The organism is Arthrobacter sp. SAFR-023, from assembly GCF_051965295.1.
GTDB lineage: Bacteria > Actinomycetota > Actinomycetes > Actinomycetales > Micrococcaceae > Arthrobacter.
In genome coordinates, this window is sequence record NZ_JBQCMF010000005.1 from 151,231 (window position 1) to 173,843 (window position 22,613).

The window sequence follows — 22,613 nt, forward strand, 5'->3', positions numbered from 1 at the left end:
TGCCGTTGCCGTTCCCGCGCTCTGGCTAAGGTACTAGCCACGGCCTGCCTGGGCAGGGCAAGCTGGCATCGGCACCCGTGGCCGGGCGCCGCTCCTCAGCGTCGTTGAAAGGAACTGTGCCTTGGACTGGACCCTCGAAGTTGTTGTGCTGCCCGTGAGTGACATCAGCCGTGCCGTGGAGTTCTACCGGGACAAAGTCGGCTTCAACCTTGACCACGACACGCAGAACGAGCACATGCACGTGGTGCAGCTGACGCCTCCGGGTTCGGGGTGTTCGATCGTGATCGGCGACCTGCCCTCGCAGAACGAGATGGCCCCCGGCTCCATGCGGGGCCTGCAGCTCGTGGTGGCGGATGCCCGGGCGGCGCGCGACGAGCTGCTCAGCCGCGGCGTGGAGGCGAGCGAGATCACCGTTTTCGACGAGCGCGACGGCGGCACCTTCTTCGGGTTCAGCGACCCGGACGGGAACACCTGGGCGGTGCAGGAGCTCAGGATCCGTGCCCAGAAGCCGCTGATCCCGGTGGAGGCCCGCAGCCGCTTCGGCGAGGAGTAGCGGCAGCCGGGCCCCTGGCTCAGCCGGTGGCACCGCCGGCGTCTGCGGGCAGGTTCTCCCAGAGCCCCAGGATGTTCCCCTCGGTGTCCTTGAAGTAGGCGTAGTGGCCCATTCCCGGGATGGTGTCCTTGGGCTTCACCACGGAACCGCCCAGCTGCTCGACAGTCCGCAGGGTCGCATCAATGTCCTCGACGTCCACGGTGATGACGGGCGTGGTTAGCTCCCCCTCCCGGGCCATCATGCCGCCGTTGATGGCCCCCGGCTCCGTGGGCCTGCCCGTCTTTTCGTCCATCGGGGTGGTGATCACCACGTTGTAGTCCATCTCCGGCATGGGGTCGATCCGCCAGCCGAGCGCCTGATTGTAGAAGTTCCTCGCCCGGTCCTGGTCGTCCGCGGGAATTTCAAAATGCACCACTCCACCCATTGCGATCACCTACAACTCGAAGGAAGGGACACGGCCGACCCGCGCCACACTGGGGATTGTAGTCCTGGCACCGTCCCCGGTTAAGGGCCTGGTGAAACCCTCCCCGCGGGCCCGGCGGCAGCTTTGTCGGTCCGGCGTGGGACGATGAATGCATGACCATTGCTGACGCCCCCGCCCGGCTGGCAGCCGCGGCGGACGCGTCCCTGAGGTGGCATCCGGGCGGCCCATATGACCTTCGCCGCACCCTGGGGATCCTGCTGCGCGGCAACGGCGACCCCTCCTTCTCCTCGCGGCCGAACGGGCTGTGGATGACCTTCACGACGCCGGATGGCCCGGTGACGCTGCGTCTCACCGCTGCCGGAGAGGGCCTGGAATGCTGTGTCGATGCCCAGGCCTGGGGTCCCGGTTCGGGAGCTGCCCTCGCAGGACTTCCCCGGCTGCTCGGCGCCGGTGATGACTGGTCGGAGTTCGATGAGCCGTCCTTCGCCGCGACGCTCCCCCGCATGGTCCGTGAGGCGCGACGCCGGAACTCCGACGTGCGCCTGCCGTCCACCGGGCGGATGGTTGATTCCCTCGTGCCCACCATTCTGGAGCAAAAGGTCACCGTCATTGAGGCGCGGCGGGGTTTCCGTTACCTCATGTACCGCCACGGAACGCCCGCCCCCGGCGCCGGTACCATCGCACCTCCCGGGCTGCTGGTCCGGCCCACCGCAGAGGCCTGGCTCCGCATACCTTCGTGGGAATGGCACAAGGCAGGTGTCGGGCCGCAGCGCTCGGCGACCGTCATGCGCGCCTTGCGCTCCGCCGTCGCACTTGAACGTCTGGCTGCCCTGCCGGCGGCAGAGGCCGCCGCCAAGATGCAGACCATCCCGGGAATCGGGGTGTGGACGGCGGCCGAGGTGGTGCAGCGGACGCACGGCTGCCCCGACTCAATCGCGGTGGGCGACTACCATCTGGCCGCCTATGTGGGCGCGGCGCTGACCGGGCGGCGCACTGACGACGCCGGCATGCTGGCCCTGCTGGCACCGTGGACGGGGCACCGGCAGCGGGTGGTCCGGATGCTCGGCCTGAGCGGCTTCCGGAAGCCCACGTTCGGCCCGCGGATGACCATCCAGGACCACCGCGCCCACTGATGCTCCCCCGCTAACTGCAACGCGGGGTCACTTAGCGCCCAATAAACCACCTCCACCGGGCGATACCTGACCCCGCGTTGCTTCAGGCGGCGCGGCGCTTTGCCCTTTTGATCCGGCCGATGACGCCTTGGAACCCCTCCTCCAGGTCGTCGGCGTTCACCTTGAAAGAGGACCAGCCGGCGCGAATGAATGCTTCGTCCCGCCGGTTGTCGCGTGACTGCTGTTCACGCGACAGGTGATGGGCACCGTCGTACTGGAGGGCGATGCGAAAACGCCTGTACCCGATGTCAGCTGTGGGCGACCAGGGGTCGTGCGGGTCGAGGCGCAGTTGCAGTTCCGGCTCCGGCAGGTGGGCATCCAGCATCGCGATCCGGAGGAAAGTCTCCGGATAGGAGTCGGCGCCCACCCGCATTTCATCCAGGGCTAGCCGTGCCTTCTCAACACCCTTCATGTTGGGGTGCTGCCTTATGAGCAGGCGCAGTCCCTCCTTGTAGGCATAAGGCGTGGTGCGGCCCTCGAACTCAGGCCTGGGAATCCTGATGAGCTGGTCGCCCATCGCGACGACGTAGCGGAGCGGCAACACGGCTGCCAGGTCCAGCCAGGTCCGGGGCGGCAGCGAGATGGGGATGCCGCCGCATTCCCCGATCTCCCCGGGAATGACACGGACGCGGTGGCCAATGGCTCCGCCGCGGCGGACCCTCGGCAGCTCATGGGGTTTGCTGAGGTGGATGGCGTCCTCATCCATCCACGGCGGGTGGCCCAAATGCGTGAGCTCGGCCGCGGTCTGGTGGGATACCCACGCTCCCGGCGTTGCCGCCGCCATGACCCTGGCACATTCCCGCAGGTCGGGGGCGCGTCCCTGCGGCAGATAGATCAGGCGGCCGCCGTCGGCCAAGTCTTTGGCACGGAGCCGCTTCGCAGGGACGCCCAGCGCCCTCGACGCGTACACCGTAAACGGCGAACAGTGCAGGATATCGGGGAGCGGCGTTGTCCGGGCCATGGAAATATTCTGGCTGCCCGCCGGAGGCCTTACGGAGTTATCCACAGCCCAAAGCCTTAACGGGCAACGCGGGGTCACTTAGCGCCCAATAGACACCCTCTATTGGGCGCTAAGTGACCCCGCGTTGGTTGAGTTGGCTCAGAGGCCCAGCCGGGCGACGGCTTCCTCGCGCATCTCCACCTTGCGGACCTTCCCGGACACCGTCATGGGGAAGCTCTCGCGCACATCGACGTAGCGGGGCACCTTGTAGTGGGCCAGCTTGCCGCGGCAGAACTCCGCCACCGCGGCCGCATCCAGCGGTTCGGCGCCGGGTTTGAGGATGATGCAGGCCATGAGCTCCTCGCCGTACTTGGAGTCGGGCACCCCAATCACCTGCACGTCCTGGATGGACGGATGCGTATAGAGGTACTCCTCGATCTCCCTGGGGTAGATGTTTTCACCGCCGCGGATCACCATGTCCTTCATCCGGCCTTCGATCACCACGTACCCGCCGTCGTCCATGCGGGCCAGGTCGCCGGTGTGCATCCAGCCGTCGGCGTCGATGGCCTCCGCCGTCTTGTCGGGTTGGTTCCAGTACCCCTGCATGACGGCGTAGCCCCGGGTGCACAGTTCACCGATTTCGCCGCGCTCCAGAACCTCCCCAGCCGGGTCAACAATCTTGCTTTCCAGCCGCGGCATGGTGCGCCCTACAGTTTCCGTCCGCTGCTGCAGTGTGTCGCCGTCGCGGGTCATGGTGGACACCGGCGACGTCTCGGTCATGCCGTAGCAGATGGCCACGTCCAACATGTTCATCTCGGAAATCACGCGGTTCATCACCTCGATGGGGCACAGCGAACCGGCCATCACCCCGGTGCGGAGGGTGGAGAGGTCGTACGAGGCGAAGTCGGGCAGCGCGAGTTCGGCGATGAACATGGTGGGAACCCCGTACAAGGAAGTACCGCCGAAATCCTGCACGGCCTCCAGCGCGGCGGCCGGGGTGAACCCGCGTCCCGGGATGATGGTGGCGGCGCCGTGGCTCAGCGCGTTCAGGTTGCCGATCACCATCCCGAAGCAGTGGTAGAACGGCACCGGAATCACCACGCGGTCGTGCTCTGTGTACTTGAGCAGCTCGCCGATGGAATAGCCGTTGTTGAGGATGTTGTGGTGGGTCAGAGTGGCACCCTTCGGGAAGCCCGTGGTTCCGGAGGTGTACTGCAGGTTGATCGGATCGTGCGGGTCCAGGTCCGCCATGCGGGTTCTCAGCTCTGAATGCCCGACGGCGTCCGCCCGCTTGAGCAGCTCGGCGTACGTGAGCTCCTGCTCACCCAGGGGGACGCCGGCGTCGAGCCCTTCCAATTCAAAGTCCGGCAGGAACACGAGCTCTTGGAGGTCCGGGCATCCGGCGAGCGCCTGGCGCGCCATCCCCACGTAGTCGCTGTTCCGGTCCGACGGCGCCGTGACCAGCATCCGCATGCCGTTCTGCTTTACCACGAACTCCAGTTCGTGGCTGCGGTAGGAAGGATTCACGTTGACCAGGACCGCCCCGATCTTCGCGGTCGCGTACTGCAGGATGGTCCATTCCGCGCAGTTCGGGCTCCAGATGCCGATTCGCTCCCCCTTCGCGACGCCAAGGGCGAGGAGCGCGCGGGCCAGCCGGTCGACGTCGTCATTCAGTTTGGTGTAGCTCCAGCGGCGGGCGTCCGCGCCCGGCACTGCGGCAGCCTCGATCAGCGCGTCGCGCAGGGGGAACTGCGCCACCACGCGCTCAAAGTTCTCGCCGATGGTTTCCTCGAGCAGGGGGACGTCCGCGTCCCCGGCGGTGTAAGCGCGCATGATGGCACGCTATCAAGCCGGTATTGTGAAATCCATGAGTGCACCCATCGACCTGCAGGCCACGTTTATCCCCAACGACGGCGAGTTCTTCCGCGTGAAGCTCGCCCTGGAAATCGCCATTGACGAGGTAGTCAACGAACCTGGCTGCATCCGCTACGAGCTCACCGAGGCGACGGAGGAGAAGCTGGTCCTGACCGAGCGGTGGGAATCGGAAGAGGCCCTCGACGCGCACTCCAAGGGCATTGCCCTGCAGGACCTGAACGAATCCCTCAGCGCCCTCCTGGCCGAACCTGCCCAGGTGGAACGACTCTAGTCCTTCTTTAGAACAGCAGCCCTCCGCAACATAGCGACGCGGGGTCACTCTGCGCCCAATGAACCGAGTCTATTGGGCGCAGAGTGACCCCGCGTTGCTGTTGCTTTTTAAGCGAGGGTTTAGAAGTCGGGGATCTGCGAGCCGTCCTGAGGCCCGGCGCTCTTGCCGGCGCTGTTGCCCGCGGCCGCAGCTGCCTCGGCCTGGGAGCGGGCCACATGGGCGTGGACTTCCTCCATGTCGAGCGCCTTGACCGCGTCAATGACCTGCTCGAGCTGCGGGGCACCCAGCGCACCCGGCTGTGAGAAGACCAGCACCTTCTCGCGGAATGCCATCAGCGTGGGGATCGAGGAAATGCCCGCCTCCGCTGCCAGCTGCTGCTCGGCCTCAGTGTCCACTTTCGCGAAAACGACGTCCGGGTGCTTTTCCGAAACCGCGGAGTACGTGGGGGCGAACTGGCGGCACGGGCCACACCATTCAGCCCAGAAGTCCACCAGGACAATGTCGTTGCCCTCGATGGTCGATGCGAACTGTTCACCTGTGATGTCAACGGTAGCCATGGTTCAACCGTACGCGAGCCGTGTCCGTAAGTCCCGCGGCCCGGCAGCTTGTTCGCTCCCCGCGTCACCGGGAATATTCTGCGCCCGCTGTTTGCCGTCCATCCCCCGGGCAGGCGTGGGCGGCCGGGCAGGCGTGGGCGGCCGGGCGCACAGGTAACGGCGGATACTGCGGAAAAACCTGCGGGAAACAAGTGCCCGCTCCCGGAAAAACAGGTATTCCCTACTCGTGCAGTGCCTGTGCGGTGGTTCCATACTCGAATCAGGCTGGGGCCGGCACGTTAGCGAGCAGCGTGCACCACTCATGAATAGCGGTCATGCGCCCCATATGCCGTGCTGCCGCCCCCGTGGGCCCCAGCGCCTCCTGTGTCTGCGCGTCACCGTCCGCCGCGCACCCGGACACCCGCCTGCGCACGAAGCAAAAAGGTCCGCCATGAACCAGCAGGAGACGCCAGATCCGCAGAGCACCCCTGGCCACGAGAACGATCCGCAGCGCCTGGGACCCCCGAGCTTCGTCAGGCCCGCCCCGGGGCGGCATGGACCGCTGGCCGGCAGGCCCGGCGCGCGGGTGCTGCTCATCTCGGCAGCGGTGGCCGCTGCCCTGCTGGCGGCGTCGGCGGGCGTCAACGCGCTGGTGGCGTCCGACGCCGGGAGCCCGGCTGCCGCCGTCGGCCAACCGGCCGCCGTCGAACAGTCGCCCGCTTCCGCTCAGTCGGCAGCAGAAGCCGCGGCACCTGCCGCTAACTCCCCGGCCGCCGCTGCGCCTGCTGTGGCGCCAGCCGTCAAGGCGCCCGCCGTGGCACCGGTTGCCAAGGCACCGGCGAAAGTACCCGTCAAGGCGGCGGTCAAGGCACCAGTGGCGGCCAAGGCGCCGGCACCGAAACCGGCAACGGCACCAAGAACGGCAACGGTCCGCAAGGTCGCGCCGGCCCCTGCGCCCAAGCCCACCACCTACCGGGTGGTTGCCGGTGACACAGTCGGTTCCATCGCGGCACGCTTCAATGTCAGCACCGGGGGTGTGCTGGCAGCCAACGGCCTCGCACCCAGCTCCGTGATTTTTCCTGGCCAGACGCTCAAGCTCACCGGACCCGCGGTGGCCGTACCGGCGCCGGTCCCGGCACCTGCCCCGGCGGCACCTGCGCCCGCACCTGCCCCAGCGCCCGCACCTGCCCCGGCACCGGCTCCGGCGGTGCGGACCATCTATGTGGCTGGGGCCGGCGGCCAGGCGATGGTGGATAGCTGCATCGGTCCCATCCATTTCACGCCCACTGACGGATACTCGCTCTTCATCACCGAGCACGACTTCTGCGGCGGCTGGGCGCGGTTCTCCGGAATCAGCGTCGGTGAACGCGTCGACATCCCGGGCTACGGCTCCTACACGGTCTCGGCCCGGAGCCAGGTACCCAACCCCGGCACCACCAACGACGTCGCTGCGGTGTTCGGCGGGTTCCCACGGGCAGTCCTCCAGACGTGCATTCCGGGCACCACCCAGATGCTCGTCATCGCGCTGAACTGATTGGTGACCGAGACGGGCCCTAGTTATCCGTGGCGCCCAGTACCCGGGCACTCGTCACCCCCGATCCCAGAACCGGAAAAGCAAAAGACCTCCGGAACCAGTAGGTTCCGGAGGTCTTTTCCAAGGTGGCAGATGAGGGATTCGAACCCCCGTAGGCGTTGCCAGCTGATTTACAGTCAGCCCCCTTTGGCCGCTCGGGTAATCTGCCGAACTTCAAAAGAAGATCACCACGGTTTTGTTTCCATCACCGCGGCAAGACAACCTTACAGAACTTCTGCCGAAGAATAAAATCGGGGACCTACAGGCCAAAAAGCCGGAGAAAATCAGGCTTCGCCGAGAATCCGGCCGGCGAGCTTTGCCTCGAACCGCAGCGCCTGCTCCTCGGTGATCTGATTGAGCTGCACCGCCCGCTGAAGATCCGCCTGCACTCCCTCCAGCCGGGTTGAGGCGTCGGCGACGGGGCTGAGGATAATGGATGCGGCCACGGCAGCGGCGGCCACGGACGAGGCCGCGGTGGCGATGGTTCCGGCGGCTGCGGCCGTGGACCGGGTGACGTAGCGGACGGCCTTATGGGACATTGCTTTCCTTCCGAGCGGCTTCCAACTGCTACAACTCTGGGCACCGAAACTTCGTTCCCGCCATGACTTGGCTATGAGTGAACTGTGAATGCCGCCCATCTTCACTTCCCCGCCATCCGTACTACGCTGGAAGCCAGCTATCAGCACCCTGCCCGGAGCCTCACAGCCCGGGCGACGCAGGCACCAGCAAAGGAGAGTCATGGCAGGCGAGTCCACATTCGACGTCGTAAGCAAGGTAGACAAGCAGGAGGTGGCCAACGCGCTGAACCAGGCGCAGAAGGAACTCGCCCAGCGGTACGACTTCAAGGGCGTCGGCGCCGAGGTCGATTTCAGCGGCGAGAAGATCCTGATGAAGGCGAACTCCGAGGAGCGCGTCCTGGCCGTGCTGGACGTGCTGCAGTCCAAGCTCATCCGCCGCGGCATCTCGCTCAAGTCGCTGGACACGGGCGAACCGTACGCGTCCGGCAAGGAATACCGGCTGGAATCCTCCATCAAGGAAGGCATCGCGCAGGACCTCGCCAAGAAGATCAACAAGCTCATCCGCGACGAGGCCCCGAAGTCCGTCAAGTCCCAGATCCAGGGCGACGAGCTCCGCGTCACCTCCAAGTCCCGCGACGACCTCCAGGCCACCATGGCCCTCCTGAAGGACTTCGATGAGGCCGACCTTCAGTTCGTGAACTTCCGCAGCTAGACCCCCAGCGGTTTTACGACACGCAAATGGACTGGCGACACGGGAATGCAGGTGTCGCCAGTCCATTTGCGCATCCCGAGCCGAAAGACAGTAAAGCCGTGAATTACTCCGTGACGCCCGAGCCGTGGGACGCCGAGGACGGGGTCAGGCTCCGCAGCATGCAGCGGGCCGAACTCGATGCCCGCTACGGCAGCGACGACCACGAGCCGGGATCCGCGCCCAGTGCCGAGGACATCACCGTGTTCCTGGTGGCCCGGAACCGCGAAGGAACGGCCGTTGCCTGTGGCGCCCTGCGCCGGCTGGACGCCCGGTCCGCGGAAATCAAGAGGATGTTCGTGCTGCCCGGCCACCGCGGAAGCGGCGCAGCCACGGCGGTCCTGCGAAGCCTGGAGGCCGAGGCCGCCCGCCTGGGCCTCACCGAGCTCAAGCTGGAGACCGGCACAGCCCAGCCCGATGCCATCCGTTTCTATGAGCGTGAGGGCTACCGGCTGATCGACAACTTCGGGCCGTACGCGGGCGAACCGCTGTCCGTCTGCTACGCCCGCCCGCTGGTCTGACGACGTGCACCGCATCGGGCGACGCGCAAATTTCCGCTCGCTACGGGTATTCCCGCCGCGCAAGGCATTGTGCGCGTCGCGGGATGCGGTGTGCGTCGGCAGGTGAGGTGCGCGTCGCGGGATGCGGTGCGGGGCGTACGACGGCGGCGCTCAGCTGAGCGGCTGGCCCGCCATCCGCTCCAGGCGGCTGATGCGGTCCTGCATCGGTGGGTGCGTCGCGAAGAGCTTGCTGAGCCCGCCGCCGCGGAACGGGTTGGCGATCATCAGGTGCGAGGCGTTGACCAGCCTCTGGTCCTGCGGCAGCGGCGCGGCCTGGACGCCGTGGTGGATCTTGCGCAGGGCGGAGGCGAGCGCCAGCGGGTCGCCGGTGAGCTGCGAACCGTCCTCGTCGGCGTCGTACTCCCTGGTCCGGGAGATGGCCACCTGGATCAGGGAGGCTGCCAGCGGTGCCAACAGGGCCATGGCGATGAGGGCCAGCGGGTTCGAATTGCGCCGGTCCCCGCCGCCAAAGAACAGCAGCATCTGCCCCACCGAGGTGATGACGCCGGCCACCGCCGCCGCCACGGACGACGTCAGGATGTCGCGGTTGTAGACGTGCATGAGCTCGTGCCCGAGGACGCCGCGCAGTTCCCGCGGGGTGAGGAGCTGCAGGATCCCCTCCGTGCAGCAGACCGCGGCGTTTTGCGGGTTGCGCCCGGTGGCGAAGGCGTTGGGCGCCATGGTGGGCGAGACGTAAATCCGCGGCATCGGCTGGCTGGCGCGGGCGGAGAGCTCACGGACCATCTGGTACAGCTGCGGCGCCTGGGCTTCGGAGACGGGGTACGCCTGCATGGAGCGGAGCGCGATCTTGTCGCTGTTCCAGTAGCCGTAGGCCGTGGTCCCCAGGCCGATCAGCGCCATGATCAGGATCGGGGCCGAGCTGCGGGTATTGGCGGCAATCAGGGCACCCAAGCCCAGCAGGATCGCCCACAGCACGCCGAACAGCGCCGCCGTTTTCAGTCCGTTGTGGTGATTGTGCACATTTGCCTCCACAGCTCAGAAGTCGAACAGGCACCGCCGCTACGGAACGGGATTCCGCGCGTCGTACTCCAAAAAGCCGGATTGCCACCGCGCCACCATCCAGGCCACCACGATGCACAGGATGCCGCCGAGTAGCAGAACCCAGCCCTCAGTAAGAATTTTAGTGCCGCCGCCTGCCAGCATGTCGCCCAGCCGCGGCCCGCCGGCGACCACCACAATGAAGACCCCCTGCAGCCGGCCGCGCAGGTGGTCCGGGGTGGCAGCCTGCAGGATGGTGGTGCGGAACACGGCGCTCACCGAGTCGGCGATTCCCGCCAGGGCGCAGCAGATCGCCGCCGGAACCAGCCAGAAGGTCACGCCGCCGGAACCGGACCTCCCGGCCAGCACCACCACGAGGCCGAACGCCGCAAACGAGGCGCCCCAGCCCATGACCGACCACACCACAGCACTCCCCTGCCGCCGGACTGCGCCGAGCGGGCCGGAAAAGAGGCCGGCGAGGAAGGCGCCCACCGCCACGGACGCCAGCAGGATGCCTACCGTCGTTTCCCCGCCGCCGATCATGAGCGCACCGATGGCCGGCAGCAGGGCGCGGGGCTGGGCCAGGATCATGGCGATGAGGTCGAGGATGAACGTCATCCGCAGGTTGGGCCGCGTGCCCAGGAACCGGAAGCCCTCCACCACGGACCGCATCCCGGCACGCCCTGCCTCTTTGCCAGGCGGCATGGGCGGAAGTTTCAGCAGGGCCCAGAAGGCGAAGACAAAGCTGACCACGTCCAGCGTGTAGGTCCACCCGAAGCCGACGCTGGCCACCAGGACCCCGGCGAGGAGTGGCCCAGCGGTCATGGACAGTCCGAATGTCACCATGTTCAGCGCGTTGGCTGCCGGCAGGAGGTCTTTCCGCAGCAGTGCGGGAATGATGGCACTGCGGGCAGGCTGGTTGATCGCCTGGGCGCCGCTTTGCACGGCCACGAGGGCGTAGAGGAGCCACACGTTGCCCACCTGCAGCCAGGCCTGGAGGGCGAGTCCGCCGGTGGTTAGCCACAGCACCGCGGACGACAGAAGCGCCACCGTCCGGCGGTCGTGGGAGTCGGCGATGGACCCGCCCAGCAGCCCGCCTACCACCAGCGGCACCAGGGCAAAGATGCTGAGCAGTCCCACATACAGACTGTCCTGGGTCAGCCGGTACACTTCGAGGCCGACCGCCACGAGGGTGAGCTGGCTGCCAACGTTCGATACCGCCGACCCAAGCCAAAGCCGCCGGAAATCGGGGCTCTCGCGCAGCGGCGTGATGTCAGCCAGAAGTTTTCCCACCCGGTAACTCTAGTCCCAGCAGAAACTTAGTCTCGCCTTATTGTGATCTAGTCAAAATAAGTGTTTCAATGGAGTCATGACCGATCACCCGGAAAGCCACGAAGCATGGGCCGCGGCCCTGCGCGCCCACGGCCGCCGGGTGACCAAGCAGCGGCTGGCGGTGCTGGCCGCCGTCGAACATCACCCGCACTCCCCGGCGGAAAATATCTTGGCGGCTGCCCGCGAGGAACTGCCGGAACTGACGGCGCAGTCCGTGTACGTGGTGCTGGGTGACCTGACGGATCTGCACATGCTGCGCCGGTTCGAACCTCCGCATTCCCCGGCGCTGTATGAGACGCGGGTGGGCGACAACCACCACCACGCGATCTGCATCAGCTGCGGCCGGGTGGAGGACGTCGACTGCGCTGTCGGCCATGCCCCGTGCCTGACCCCGCACTGGAACGAGGATTCCCACCCCATGACCATCCAGATTGCGGATGTCATGTACCAGGGGATCTGCGGAGAGTGCCAGCGGGCCCAAAAACTTCCTGCAAACGTAACTGACAAATCCTCGACAGCCGTCGAAAACTGACACTGTCGAAAACCAACTAATAGGAGAAAGATGACCTCGAACATCTCTGCGCCTGCCGTGTCCACCACGCAGTCGGGTGCCCCGGTGACGTCCGATGCACATTCCAAGGCTGTCGGCGCTGACGGCGCGATCATCCTCACGGACCACTACCTGGTGGAAAAGCTCGCCCAGTTTAACCGCGAGCGGGTTCCGGAGCGCGTAGTGCACGCCAAGGGCGGCGGCGCTTTCGGTACCTTCAAGGCCACCGAGGACATCTCCAAGTACACCAAGGCCGCGTTCCTGCAGCCGGGCGTCGAGACCGAGATGCTGATCCGTTTCTCCTCCGTCGCGGGCGAGAACGGCTCCCCCGACACCTGGCGTGACCCCCGCGGTTTCGCGGTGAAGTTCTACACGTCCGAGGGCAACTACGACCTGGTGGGCAACAACACCCCGGTGTTCTTCATCCGCGACGGCATCAAGTTCCCGGACTTCATCCACTCCCAGAAGCGCCTGCCCGGCTCGCACCTGCGCGACGCCGACATGCAGTGGGACTTCTGGACCCTCTCCCCCGAGTCCGCACACCAGGTTACCTGGCTGATGGGTGACCGCGGCCTGCCCGCGTCCTGGCGTGAAATGCAGGGCTACGGCTCGCACACCTACCAGTGGATCAACGCCGAGGGCGAGCGGTTCTGGGTCAAGTACCACTTCCACTCCAACCAGGGCGTGAAGAACATCACGGGCGAAGAAGCCGAGGCCCTCGCCGGCTCCGACGCAGACTTCTACATCCGCGACCTGCACGAGAACATCGAAGCCGGCAACCTCCCCTCCTGGGACCTGCACGTCCAGGTCATGCCGTACGAGGACGCCAAGACCTACCGCTTCAACCCGTTCGACCTGACCAAGGTCTGGCCGCACGCGGACTACCCGCTGATCAAGGTCGGCACCATGGAGCTGAACCGGAACCCGGAGAACTACTTCGCGCAGATCGAGCAGGCCACCTTCGCGCCGTCGAACTTCGTGCCCGGCATCGCCGCGTCCCCGGACAAGATGCTCCAGGCCCGGATCTTCTCCTACGCGGACGCACACCGCTACCGCGTGGGCACCAACCACGCCCAGATCCCGGTGAACCAGCCCAAGAGCCAGGTCAACAACTACAGCCAGGACGGCGCCGGACGCTTCCTGTTCAACGCTCCTTCGGTTCCGGTCTACGCACCGAACACGTTTGGCGGCCCCGCCGCCGTGGAGCCGCAGAGCCCGGCAGGCGGCTGGGAGAACGACGGCGAGCTGACGCACGCTGCGCACTCCCTGCACGCCGAGGACAGCGACTTCGTTCAGGCCGGCGCGCTGTACCGCGAGGTTTACAACGACGCCGAAAAGGCCCGCTTCCTGGACACCATCACCGGTGCCGTGGGCGGCGTGAAGAGCCCCGGTATCAAGGAACGCGCCATCCAGTACTGGACCAACGTTGACGCCGAGCTCGGCGCCAAGCTCCGCGCCAACCTCGGCGCAGCAGCCCTCTCCGATGCCGAAGCCGCCAACAAGATCGGCTAACAGCACCAGATAGCGACCGGAACCCCGCGGCGGCACAGTGACCCGTTCACAGCCGCGGCGGGGTTTCCTGCGTCCGGGGGTTCCCCGGGCAGGCCCTCCGTCACGCCGCGCCGCTGCCGCTGGACAGGTTGGCGAAGTGAGGCAGGTTAAGCCGGTCTCCGTGCATGTTTTCCACATGGGCAAGGTGCCCATAGCCCCGGCGGGTCAGCTTTCCTAGGCTTCATTCATGAGCACATTCGAGGGCATTCCCGCAGCAGCAGCGGAATTTTATGCTGAGCTGGAAGAGAACAACAGCCGGGAGTGGTGGCAGGCCCACTCGGAGGTGTACCGCGAGTCCGTGAAAGAGCCCCTTGCCGCACTGCTGGCCGCGCTCGAGCCCCGCTTCGGACCGTGGAAAATGTTCCGGCCCAACCGGGACGTCCGCTTCTCGCAGGATAAATCTCCGTACAAGACGGCCCAGGGCGCTTTCGCGTCGTACCAGGAAGGCGTGGGTTTCTACCTTCAGATCAGCGCGGACGGCCTGCTGCTCGGCGGCGGCTACCACTCACATTCTCCCGCGCAGCTGGTCCGATACCGGAACTCGGTGGACGCAGCAGGCAGCGGCGGCCAGCTGCAGCACATCGTGGACGCCGTCGCAGCAGCCGGCTTCGCAATTGAAGGCGAAAAGCTAAAGACGGTGCCACGGGGCTTCCCGAAAGACCACCCGCGCGCCGAGTTGCTCAAGCACAAGTCGCTGTCCGCGGGTGTTGCGCTGGGCGAGCCGAACTGGCTCAGGTCATCGGAAGCGGAACGGGAGATCGCCGCCCGGTGGGAACAGCTCCGTCCGCTGGTGGACTGGGTGGGACGGCACGCCGCCCCCTGACGGAATCAGGGGGCGGCGGACCCGAGGAACAGGGACGGCTCGGGCCGTGGTTGCGCTAAACCTTGCTCAGCTCGTCGTCATCCCGGTCGCCGAGGTCGCTTGTAGGGCCGTCCACAGCTGCCTTGGCGCCGGCGAACTTCTCGTTGAGGCGGGAGTGGCGCTGCCCGTACGCGAAGTAGATGGCAATGCCCAGCAGCAGCCAGATGCCGAAGAAGATCCAGGTTTCCACTGCGAGGTTGGTCATCAGGTACAGGCACAGCACCGCGGATACGACGGGAAGCACCTTGCCGAACGGGACCCGGAAGGCCGGCTTCAGGTCGGGGCGCTTCTTGCGCAGCACAAGGATGCCCAGGCTGACCATCACGAACGCGGACAGGGTGCCAATGTTGATCATTTCCTCGAGCAGGTCCACGTTGGTGAGTCCGGCAACCAGTGCAACGGCGGCGCCGCAGATGATCTGCAGGCGGACCGGCGTCGAGCGCTTTTCGCTGGTCTTGGATAGGGAGCGCGGCAGCAGGCCGTCGCGGCTCATGGCCAGCACCACGCGGGACAGGCCCATGAGCAGCACCATGATCACAGTGGTCAGGCCCACGAGCGAGCCGAAGGCGATCACCTTCGCGGCGTCGGTGTTGCCAACGGCCTCGAAGGCCGTGGTGAGTGTGGGGCTTTCCGCCTCGGCAAGCTGCGTGTAGGAGACCATGCCGGTCAGGGCGAGGGACACGAGGATGTACAGCAGCGTCACCAGGGCCAGCCCGCCGAAGATGCCGCGGGGCAGCGTCTTCTGAGGGTTCTTGACCTCTTCTGCGGAGGTGGCCACCACGTCGAAGCCAATGAAGGCGAAGAACACCAGCGCGGCGCCGGCGAAGATGCCCATGGTGCCGTACTGCGCGGGGGCAGCACCCGTGAGGAAGCCGAAGAACGACTGCTTCAGAACGTCGGCCGCACCAGCGTTGGCCGTAGGCTCAGAGGCCGGGACAAAGGGGGTGTAGTTGGAGAACTTCACGTAGCTGAACCCCACGATGATCACGAACACCACCACGGCGATCTTGATCAGCGTGAAGATGTTGCCCACGCGGGCGGACAGCTTGGTTCCGAGCACCAGCAGCACGGTGAAAACGGCAACGATGAGGAAGGCGCCCCAGTACAGGTCAACGCCGCCGATCGAGATGGCAGGCGGCATTTCGACTCCCATGAGGGCGAAAACCTTGCTGAGGTAGATGCCCCAGTACTTGGCGATCACCGCAGCCGCCGTAAAGAGCTCGAGGATCAGGTTCCAGCCGATGATCCAGGCCAAAATCTCGCCCATGGTGGCGTAGGTGAAAACGTAGGCCGAGCCGGCCACCGGGATGGCGGTGGCAAATTCGGCGTAGCACATGATGGCCAGGGCACACGTGACGGCGGCGACCAGGAAGGAGATGGTGACGGCGGGGCCTGCGAAGTTCGCGGCGGCCTTGGCGCCCACGGAGAAGATGCCGGCGCCCACAGCAACAGCGACGCCCATGATCATGAGGTCCCACGTGCTCAGGGAGCGCTTCAGCTTGCGTCCGGGCTCATCGGCGTCGGCAATTGACTGCTCGATGGATTTGGTCCGGAAAAGGTTCATTGGAAGTCCACAGTCCTGATAGGGGATGGAAACAGACCTATCAAGGATAGTGTCCATCCAGTGGACGGCCACATTTGTCCCGAATACTGAGACGATCGGCACGCAAAACCACGCCCGACCTTCCTCCGCGCTGCGGCTGCGCGGTGTGGTGGAGGGCCGGGCGTGGGTCCTTGGAGCGCAACAGCCAAGTGGCTGCTGCTGTCGCAACCGCCGCCCGGTCCGGGGGACACGGGCGGCGGTTGACCGTTCTAGCTGATGCGGCTCATGAGGTTCCAGCCGCCGCCGGCCGAGACCCGCGTCGGGAAGACGCCGCTGCCGTTGCCGAAGTAGGACCAAAGCGTCCCGTTCGACTGTCGGGCCACCAGGTCGGACCTGCCGTCACCGTTGACATCGCCGGCGCCGGTGATGACGTTCATGCCGTTCCAGCCGGTGCCGACCCGAATGCGGTTCGGGAATGTTCCGGAGCCGTTGCCCAGGTAGGACCACAAGACACCGTTCGATTCCCTGGCCAGCAGGTCAGCCCTGCCGTCACCGTTCACGTCGCTGGTGGAGGTGATGGCGTTCATGATGTTCCAGCCGCCGCCGACCCGGATGCGGGTCGGGAAGGTCCCGGCGCCGCTGCCCCGGTAGGACCACAGCACGCCCGCGTTGTCACGGGCAACGAGGTCAGCACGGCCATCCCCGTTCAAGTCAGCGGAGGCGCTGATGGTGTTCATGCCGTTCCAGCCGCTGCCGACCCGAATGCGGGTTGGGAACGTTCCGGAGCCGTTGCCCAGGTAGGACCACAGCACGCCGTTCGACTCCCGCGCCAGCAGGTCGGACCTGCCGTCACCGTTCACGTCGCCGGAGGCGCTGATGATGTTCATGCCGTTCCAGCCGCCGCCGGCCCGGACGCGGGTCGGGAAGGTCCCGGACCCGTTGCCCAGGTAGGTCCACAGCACACCCGCGTTGTCCCGGGCGACGATGTCGGCGTTACCGTCACCGTTGAAGTCCCGGAGAGCGCTGGGGGAAGTGACCGGAAGAGCCGCTACCTGTACGGCCGCCGAGGTGGTCGATACCGACTCGTACCCGTCCTTGGCTCCGGTAACCGTGACGGTTACCGGCTGACCGGCATCTGCAGGCCTGACAGTGTAGGTGGACAGGGTAGCGCCGACTACGGCAACGCCGTTGCTGAACCACTGGAAGGACATTGTCACCGGCGCCGGCCCCCAGACTCCTGTAGCTGCCGTCAGGGTGCTGCCGGCTGCCGCGGTTCCCGTGATGGACGGAACAGCGGTGACGAGCACGGGGACTGCCGGGGTCACCATGTTGGACATTGCGGAGAAGGCGCTGGTGCCGATGGCGTTCTCCGCCTGCACCTGGAACCGGAACGCCTGACCATTGGCCAGACCTGTCACCACCAGGCTGGTGGCGTCGGCGTCGGCGGTGCGGAGTGCACCCACCTGCGCTCCTGCGGCATCGACGACCCGGACGTTGAAGCCCGTGACCGCCCCTGCCGCCGGGGTGAAGTTCACCGTTGCCTGGGTGTTGCCGGCGGTTGCCGCGCCAATGACGGGCGCTGCCGGAGCAACACTGTCGGAGAAGAGGAGGCGTTCGACGTTCCGCAGGGTGTCGGTGCCGTCGGTGCCGCCGTTGTGGACCACGGTGGTGACCGAGCCCGGCGAGCCGAGCTGGCCGTTGCCGCCGGTGGTGGTCACGGTGTAGTTGGCTTCGACGTCAGAGAACACCGCCGAGTCCGTTCCGCCAGTGCCCGTGAGGATCTCGCGGACCGCCACGATGTTGCCCGGGTTCACGGTTCCTGCGAAGACAGCCTCCTGGAGCGTCGGTCCCGTGAGGTTGCCGTTGGCGTCCTTCTGGTACCGGCTGGTCATCGCGCTCTGGCCCGGTGCGTCGGCAGCAGCGCTGCCGATCTCGGTGGCCGGATCATTGGGGTTGGTGCGGACACTGAGCCGGACCGAGAGGTACCGGTCACCGTCAATGATGTCGTCAGCCCCGCGTCCCTCCAGGACGTCAGAGCCACCGCCGCCGAGGAGGATGTTGCCACCGCCCCAGACGTTCGAACCGGGAGTCAGGAGCGGGCAGTCCTTCGACGCCGATGCTCCAATGACCGTGTCCGCCGGGGTGCTGAGCGTCGGCACCAGATCGTCCAAGCCAGCAATGCGGTCAAGGCCCTCCTGGTTCAGCACGTTGCAGCCGATGAAGCCGCCACCGCCAACGCCACTGGGAACTACGTCGTCTCCGCGGATCTTGTCATCGAATTTCCAGCCTGAGGCCGCCTCAACTTCGTTGAACTTGTCACGGACATCAGCAGTAAGGATGTCAAGCGGAACAAGCGGCAGGTCAAGATCCAGGTTCTGCGGCTGGGGGTCCCCAAGGCCGATCTCCCAGTCGTAGCCGGACGCTCCAGCAACCTTTTCGATGCCGGGGCCGCCGAGGCCGATGTCGTCGCCGCCCTCCATGTCGTAATCGTCGTCACCGCCCTGGCCGATCAGGATGTCGTGTCCGGGCTTCTGAGAGTCGTCCAGGAAGAACAGGTTGCCGCTGTCCCCCTGCATGAGGTCCGGCTGGTCGCCGCCTTCTTCCCAGTCATCGCCACTGTCGCCGAATGCGGCGTCAAGGCTTTGACCAAGCATGACGAAGTCGTCACCGGCTCCGGCGAAGGTCTCGTTGGCGTTGGCTCCGCCGTTAGTGAAGTCCTTGCCATCGCCGCCCATGACGATGTCCAGGCCGGGGCCGGCGTCGATCGCGTCATTGCCCGGGCCGCCCTTCGGGACGTCGTCACCGGCGAGGTCAGTGATGATGTCGTCACCGTCACCGCCGAGTGCGACGTCGGCGCCGTCACCACCTTCGATGATGTCATTGCCTTCGCCACCCCAGAAGGTGTCGCTGTCGTTGCCGCCGAAGATACGGTCCACGCCGGCGGTGCCGGTGTAGACGCTTTGTCCGTTGATGCCGGAGGGATCGACTGTGTTTCTTGCACGGTACTTGATCGTGCCGTCGGGCATACGGATCAGCAGGTCTGGCTCACTGCATTCTGAATCCGGGTCATTCGCCACTGTGTTGCCGTCGGCAGCAAAGCCAGCAGGGGTGCCTGCCAGTTTCTTGAGGTCAAACTTGCAGTCCGAGGTGGCGAACACGTCGGCCTTCAGGCTGTGAACGTTGGTGTTGCGCATCATCATTTCGGCGAAGGAGTTGCCTTCCAGCTGCGCCCTCAGGTTCATGCCCGGGGTGCGCGCCAGGTAGTACAGGCGGTCGCCGTTCTGCAGGTCCGTCAACTGGTTCTCAAACACGTAGTTGAACGTGCTGCCCAGCAGGCCACCAAATACCACCGTCTGCTCCGCGAGGCCGCCCACCCAGAGGTCGACGTTGTCGAGGCCGGTCTTCGAGTTGACGCCGTCGTTGCTCCAGTTAAGACCCGTGCTGTTCATGAATTCCGCTGCATCAGCCGGAGCGACTTCCCCGGCGGCGGGGCTGACGATGAGCCGTGCGGCCTCCCGCTTGGCTGCCAGCGTCGTGGCGCCCGTGATGGACGGGTGCTGGCCGTACGCTGCGACGAAGTTCACCAGGGACTCCGGGTGCTTCAGGTTCTCTCCGAAGTCGACCCAGCTGATGTAGGGCTTGAGCTGGCTGTCATTCGTGGAGTTGAACAGCTCCCGCCGAAGGACGTTCAACCGCGGAATGCCTTCAGAACGTGCACGCGTCATGTTGATCGCGGCAAGGTCCAGGGGCAGGCCCAGCAGGTTGCTGCGGAGCGTGTCCGTCACGAACTCGTCCAGCTCGTTGCCTGCCTGGTCCGACATTCCCATGATGATGCTACCGGCAGCCTCTTCCGAGGTCAGCGGACCGGCAGTGCCGCCATTGGTGTACTCCGGCGGGTTAAGGAAGCCCTCGAGCAGCGAGATGTCGTTCTGGCTGCCTTTGGTGTCGTCGGACGTGCCGTATGCGGCGTCTGCGCCGGGCCCGTCCTCATTCCTGCGCGAGATTGTTTCCGTCAGCATGGAGTGGCCGAAGCGGTACACGGCGTGCGCGAACTCCGCCTTGACGGCGGGGTTGAGCTCGGTCTGCGTGAACGCAAACGGTTCAAAGGGGTTGATGGCAGGCTGGACCTTCCGGGCAAATTCCTCGAAGACCAGGTGCTGGTATTCCATCTCGGTGATGAACCGTGCCGCCTGGAAAAGCCGCTCACCGTTCCAGCCGTCGGCGCCGGCGGCCAGCTTCCACTCGGCCAGGGCCTTGACGCCGCTGGCAGATGTGTCGGTTGTCAGGACGTTTTCAATGTCGTCGACGAGCCTGTCGTGCTCTGAGTGGAAGATCTGATGGATCGCGGTCAGGCCGATGTTCTCATTGACACGGCCATCACCGGCGATGAAGTGTGCATTCAGCATCTCGTCGTCGTAGGTGCCGGGTGCCTGGCTGGCGAAGTCGGCCGAGGCCGTGGTGTCCGCATCCGGAGTTGGAGAAACCGGCGGGGTTACGGGGTTGTGATCGGCGTCCTGCGGGGACGGATCCGCGTTGTGCGCGATGTCCGTCAGGAACGGGGTGTCAAAGTACTTGACGTTCGCTGGCACCAGGGTGCCGGCGCCGCCGTTGTCGGCGCGGTTGGCTTCAACAAGTCCGGTTGCCGTCACGAACTGCGGCAGCCCGCGTGCCGGACCGGGAATGAATTTGCCGTAAGCGTCTGCGGCGATCATTGGAACGTTCAGGACGTCCTTGTCCCTCAACTGGATACCGAGAAGCGCCGCAGCCTGTGCCTTGGTGGTGGTCCAGGTTGCCATGCCGCCGGCGGTGGGGCCGTCAGGTCCGCCGAGCAGCTTGCCAGTCGCAACCGGCCTGCCGTCGGCGTTGTTGACGTATTCCCGCAGGAAAACCTGGTGTGACGAGTGCGAGGTGTAGGTCTGGCTCTGGTCGACCCAGGGCGAGTCCGTGTTGTTCGCGTCCTGGACATCATCCGCGGTGCCCATGATTCCGTCCGTACCGGGCTGGTTCTGGCCGCGGGTCAGGACCATGAAGGCCTGGCTCGCCGGAACTTCGTCGCCCGTGTTTGCTTTGCGGTCGGGGCCAACGGTGCGCAGCGGGTCGTCGGCCTTCAGAGGCACGAAGACGGTGCCGCCGCCCTTGACCGTCTGGTCAACGCCGTGGTCGAAGAACTGGCCAAAGAGGGTGAACATCGAGTTGTAGGGCGGGGAGAGACCGACGTCAGTGGTCACGTTCTCGATGAACAGCGTGCTGTGGGACGGCACGCAGTCTGCGGGAACGCCGGCGACAGGCGGCGTGGCCAGGGGATCCGGGTCGCTGGTGCAGGGAACAAGGCCTTCGTTGCCCTGCGTCCTGACCGGGTTGCCGGCCGCGGCCACCGCGGCCGGGTTGGTGGAGGTCTGGTCCACGATGAGGTTGCTGATCACCCGCGGCTCAGAGTCCACGACAGTCCCGGACTTCTGGCTGTACGACGAGGCGGCCGGGCCGCCGAAGGTCGTTGCGTTCTCTGCACCCTTAAACACCGGAGTGGTCAGGCGCGGGAACTTCTGATCAGCTGCTCCGAAGGTCTCCTGGCCGGGCTGCAGGTTGTTGCAGGACCCGTCGACCGTCCGCAGCCCGGCTGACACCAGGGGGCTCGGGATCTGGTTGGGGCCCGTGCCGACCAGCGCGCCACAGGGGCCGGTAGCCGAGGTCGTGTTGGCCACGTGGGCTTCGGCGATCTTGATCTGCTTCAGGATGTAGGAGAGGTCGGAAGCGGTGATGGTAAAGCCTTCCCCCACCGGCGCCTGAACGGCGTTTGCCGCGACCACGGGCAGCCCCATCGCTGCCGGCATGGCCAAGGTGGTGGCTGCCGCAATCAGGCGGAATGACATTGATTGCTTGCGTTTTTTGCTGCGTCGTTGACGCCGGTTTGTTGGTGGATCCACGGGGGCCCCGGATCGACTCTGATCCGGGTCCCCCTCTGACTTCAAGGCTGAGTTGTTCATGGCACACCTGCCGCTAGGAGGAATGTAACGGTGCCATCGTCCGGTGGAGTGCCCGTGAAAACCTTGGGGGTGTGGCTGGTCGGCCCGCTGAGCCACCCAAATTGGGGGTTCCCAATCGCGGTTTGAATATGCAAAGCCCGGACGAAGCCCCTTAGTTGGGGCCCCCGTCCGGGCGTAACAATTTGGAGTTTTGCTGGGCAAAGCTTGTCTACACGGGCCAGTCCATGAGCGTGGAGCGGATCAAGAAGCGTTTGCCTTCCGGCGCCTCGACGGAAAACCCGCTCCCCCGGCCCTCCACCACATCCACCGTCAGGTGGGTGTGGCTCCAGTAGCCGAACTGTTCCCGGGACATCCAGAACTCCAGCGGCTGCGCGCCGTCGTCCGCGGAGAGATCAAACCGCCCCAGCAGCACGTCGGAATCCCCCGTGAGGAACTCGCCCGCCGGGTAGCACATGGGCGCCGAGCCGTCGCAGCAGCCGCCGGACTGGTGGAACATGAGCGGTCCGTGCTGCGCCCAGAGCTTCCGCAGCAGCCCCACCGCCTCGGCGGTGAGCGCCACCCGGGAGAAGTCCTCCCCGGGCAGCGTCACCGCGGCGTCCAGCCTCGTCGTCATCAGTTCGCC

The 22,613-nt window shown here is 65.9% G+C and carries 19 protein-coding genes and 1 tRNA gene; 9 read left to right on the forward strand and 11 right to left on the reverse strand.

The window, feature by feature from the left end:
- Positions 1 to 121 precede the first annotated feature (121 nt).
- A complete protein-coding gene (locus ACTHQX_RS07600; protein ID WP_236804628.1) occupies positions 122 to 553 on the forward strand; it encodes a VOC family protein in 432 nt (143 codons plus the stop codon).
- Positions 554 to 572: 19 nt separating this feature from the next.
- Here the strand turns inward: ACTHQX_RS07600 and ACTHQX_RS07605 are convergent, their stop codons facing one another.
- A complete protein-coding gene (locus tag ACTHQX_RS07605; RefSeq protein ID WP_236804629.1) occupies positions 573 to 977 on the reverse strand; it encodes a VOC family protein in 405 nt (134 codons plus the stop codon).
- Between the two features lie 152 nt (positions 978 to 1,129).
- On the opposite strand from ACTHQX_RS07605, the gene ACTHQX_RS07610 reads away from it, so the two are divergent.
- Entirely contained in the window at positions 1,130 to 2,110 is a 981-nt protein-coding gene (locus ACTHQX_RS07610; RefSeq protein WP_236804630.1) for a DNA-3-methyladenine glycosylase family protein, read from the forward strand.
- A gap of 82 nt (positions 2,111 to 2,192) precedes the next feature.
- Here ACTHQX_RS07610 and ACTHQX_RS07615 read toward each other — a convergent pair whose 3' ends face one another.
- Positions 2,193 to 3,110 (reverse strand): hypothetical protein, encoded by a 918-nt coding sequence (locus ACTHQX_RS07615; RefSeq protein WP_236804631.1) that lies wholly within the window; start codon positions 3,108 to 3,110, stop codon positions 2,193 to 2,195.
- Between the two features lie 138 nt (positions 3,111 to 3,248).
- On the reverse strand, positions 3,249 to 4,922 hold the full coding sequence (locus ACTHQX_RS07620; RefSeq protein WP_440156504.1) for an AMP-binding protein: 1,674 nt from the start codon (positions 4,920 to 4,922) through the stop codon (positions 3,249 to 3,251).
- Between the two features lie 34 nt (positions 4,923 to 4,956).
- Here ACTHQX_RS07620 and ACTHQX_RS07625 point away from each other — a divergent pair, with 34 nt between their 5' ends.
- A complete protein-coding gene (locus ACTHQX_RS07625; RefSeq protein WP_111905119.1) occupies positions 4,957 to 5,235 on the forward strand; it encodes a putative quinol monooxygenase in 279 nt (92 codons plus the stop codon).
- A gap of 119 nt (positions 5,236 to 5,354) precedes the next feature.
- Here the strand turns inward: ACTHQX_RS07625 and ACTHQX_RS07630 are convergent, their stop codons facing one another.
- Complete coding sequence (locus tag ACTHQX_RS07630) at positions 5,355 to 5,792, reverse strand: thioredoxin family protein (RefSeq protein WP_102973877.1); 438 nt, start codon at positions 5,790 to 5,792, stop codon at positions 5,355 to 5,357.
- 430 nt (positions 5,793 to 6,222) lie between these two features.
- Between ACTHQX_RS07630 and ACTHQX_RS07635 the strand changes: the two genes are divergently transcribed.
- Entirely contained in the window at positions 6,223 to 7,305 is a 1,083-nt protein-coding gene (locus ACTHQX_RS07635) for a LysM peptidoglycan-binding domain-containing protein (RefSeq protein WP_440156502.1), read from the forward strand.
- Between the two features lie 126 nt (positions 7,306 to 7,431).
- Here the strand turns inward: ACTHQX_RS07635 and ACTHQX_RS07640 are convergent.
- Together ACTHQX_RS07640 and ACTHQX_RS07645 are read right to left on the reverse strand one after the other, a co-directional pair.
- A tRNA-Tyr gene (locus ACTHQX_RS07640) sits at positions 7,432 to 7,513 on the reverse strand.
- A gap of 115 nt (positions 7,514 to 7,628) precedes the next feature.
- Positions 7,629 to 7,883 (reverse strand): hypothetical protein, encoded by a 255-nt coding sequence (locus tag ACTHQX_RS07645; protein WP_102973875.1) that lies wholly within the window; start codon positions 7,881 to 7,883, stop codon positions 7,629 to 7,631.
- Between the two features lie 199 nt (positions 7,884 to 8,082).
- Between ACTHQX_RS07645 and ACTHQX_RS07650 the strand changes: the two genes are divergently transcribed.
- Both ACTHQX_RS07650 and ACTHQX_RS07655 read left to right on the forward strand, forming a co-directional pair.
- On the forward strand, positions 8,083 to 8,574 hold the full coding sequence (locus ACTHQX_RS07650) for a YajQ family cyclic di-GMP-binding protein (RefSeq protein WP_102973874.1): 492 nt from the start codon (positions 8,083 to 8,085) through the stop codon (positions 8,572 to 8,574).
- 98 nt (positions 8,575 to 8,672) lie between these two features.
- Entirely contained in the window at positions 8,673 to 9,131 is a 459-nt protein-coding gene (locus ACTHQX_RS07655) for a GNAT family N-acetyltransferase (RefSeq protein ID WP_440156500.1), read from the forward strand.
- 150 nt (positions 9,132 to 9,281) lie between these two features.
- On the opposite strand, the gene htpX is transcribed toward ACTHQX_RS07655, so the two are convergent.
- Both htpX and ACTHQX_RS07665 read right to left on the reverse strand, forming a co-directional pair.
- The gene (htpX, locus tag ACTHQX_RS07660) at positions 9,282 to 10,151 is read right to left on the reverse strand and encodes a zinc metalloprotease HtpX (protein ID WP_440156499.1); all 870 of its coding nucleotides are present in this window, start codon (positions 10,149 to 10,151) and stop codon (positions 9,282 to 9,284) included.
- Positions 10,152 to 10,190: 39 nt separating this feature from the next.
- Positions 10,191 to 11,462 carry an MFS transporter gene (locus ACTHQX_RS07665; protein ID WP_440156498.1) on the reverse strand — a complete coding sequence of 424 codons (1,272 nt, stop codon included), beginning with the start codon at positions 11,460 to 11,462 and terminating at the stop codon, positions 10,191 to 10,193.
- 76 nt (positions 11,463 to 11,538) lie between these two features.
- Between ACTHQX_RS07665 and ACTHQX_RS07670 the strand changes: the two genes are divergently transcribed.
- The 3 genes from ACTHQX_RS07670 (at position 11,539) to ACTHQX_RS07680 (ending at position 14,425) form a co-directional block, all read left to right on the forward strand.
- Complete coding sequence (locus ACTHQX_RS07670) at positions 11,539 to 12,033, forward strand: Fur family transcriptional regulator (RefSeq protein WP_236804639.1); 495 nt, start codon at positions 11,539 to 11,541, stop codon at positions 12,031 to 12,033.
- Positions 12,034 to 12,063: 30 nt separating this feature from the next.
- Positions 12,064 to 13,563 (forward strand): catalase, encoded by a 1,500-nt coding sequence (locus ACTHQX_RS07675; RefSeq protein ID WP_440156496.1) that lies wholly within the window; start codon positions 12,064 to 12,066, stop codon positions 13,561 to 13,563.
- 226 nt (positions 13,564 to 13,789) lie between these two features.
- Entirely contained in the window at positions 13,790 to 14,425 is a 636-nt protein-coding gene (locus ACTHQX_RS07680; protein ID WP_440156494.1) for a DUF2461 domain-containing protein, read from the forward strand.
- 55 nt (positions 14,426 to 14,480) lie between these two features.
- Here the strand turns inward: ACTHQX_RS07680 and ACTHQX_RS07685 are convergent, their stop codons facing one another.
- From ACTHQX_RS07685 to ACTHQX_RS07695, 3 genes are all read right to left on the reverse strand, one after another.
- On the reverse strand, positions 14,481 to 16,028 hold the full coding sequence (locus ACTHQX_RS07685) for an amino acid permease (protein WP_236804642.1): 1,548 nt from the start codon (positions 16,026 to 16,028) through the stop codon (positions 14,481 to 14,483).
- A gap of 248 nt (positions 16,029 to 16,276) precedes the next feature.
- Positions 16,277 to 21,877 carry a peroxidase family protein gene (locus tag ACTHQX_RS07690; RefSeq protein ID WP_440156493.1) on the reverse strand — a complete coding sequence of 1,867 codons (5,601 nt, stop codon included), beginning with the start codon at positions 21,875 to 21,877 and terminating at the stop codon, positions 16,277 to 16,279.
- A gap of 322 nt (positions 21,878 to 22,199) precedes the next feature.
- Positions 22,200 to 22,604 carry a DUF779 domain-containing protein gene (locus ACTHQX_RS07695; RefSeq protein ID WP_440156492.1) on the reverse strand — a complete coding sequence of 135 codons (405 nt, stop codon included), beginning with the start codon at positions 22,602 to 22,604 and terminating at the stop codon, positions 22,200 to 22,202.
- Positions 22,605 to 22,613: the final 9 nt, after the last annotated feature.

Coding starts and splice junctions, on each gene's coding strand:
- ACTHQX_RS07620 (WP_440156504.1), bottom strand. CDS start 4,922: ATGCGCGCTTACACCGCCGGGGACGCGGACGTCCCCCTGCTCGAGGAA.
- ACTHQX_RS07670 (WP_236804639.1), top strand. CDS start 11,539: ATGACCGATCACCCGGAAAGCCACGAAGCATGGGCCGCGGCCCTGCGC.
- ACTHQX_RS07695 (WP_440156492.1), bottom strand. CDS start 22,604: ATGACGACGAGGCTGGACGCCGCGGTGACGCTGCCCGGGGAGGACTTC.
- ACTHQX_RS07610 (WP_236804630.1), top strand. CDS start 1,130: ATGACCATTGCTGACGCCCCCGCCCGGCTGGCAGCCGCGGCGGACGCG.
- ACTHQX_RS07630 (WP_102973877.1), bottom strand. CDS start 5,792: ATGGCTACCGTTGACATCACAGGTGAACAGTTCGCATCGACCATCGAG.
- ACTHQX_RS07625 (WP_111905119.1), top strand. CDS start 4,957: ATGAGTGCACCCATCGACCTGCAGGCCACGTTTATCCCCAACGACGGC.
- ACTHQX_RS07615 (WP_236804631.1), bottom strand. CDS start 3,110: ATGGCCCGGACAACGCCGCTCCCCGATATCCTGCACTGTTCGCCGTTT.
- ACTHQX_RS07635 (WP_440156502.1), top strand. CDS start 6,223: ATGAACCAGCAGGAGACGCCAGATCCGCAGAGCACCCCTGGCCACGAG.
- ACTHQX_RS07645 (WP_102973875.1), bottom strand. CDS start 7,883: ATGTCCCATAAGGCCGTCCGCTACGTCACCCGGTCCACGGCCGCAGCC.
- ACTHQX_RS07605 (WP_236804629.1), bottom strand. CDS start 977: ATGGGTGGAGTGGTGCATTTTGAAATTCCCGCGGACGACCAGGACCGG.
- ACTHQX_RS07685 (WP_236804642.1), bottom strand. CDS start 16,028: ATGAACCTTTTCCGGACCAAATCCATCGAGCAGTCAATTGCCGACGCC.
- ACTHQX_RS07650 (WP_102973874.1), top strand. CDS start 8,083: ATGGCAGGCGAGTCCACATTCGACGTCGTAAGCAAGGTAGACAAGCAG.
- ACTHQX_RS07680 (WP_440156494.1), top strand. CDS start 13,790: ATGAGCACATTCGAGGGCATTCCCGCAGCAGCAGCGGAATTTTATGCT.
- ACTHQX_RS07675 (WP_440156496.1), top strand. CDS start 12,064: ATGACCTCGAACATCTCTGCGCCTGCCGTGTCCACCACGCAGTCGGGT.
- ACTHQX_RS07690 (WP_440156493.1), bottom strand. CDS start 21,877: ATGTCATTCCGCCTGATTGCGGCAGCCACCACCTTGGCCATGCCGGCA.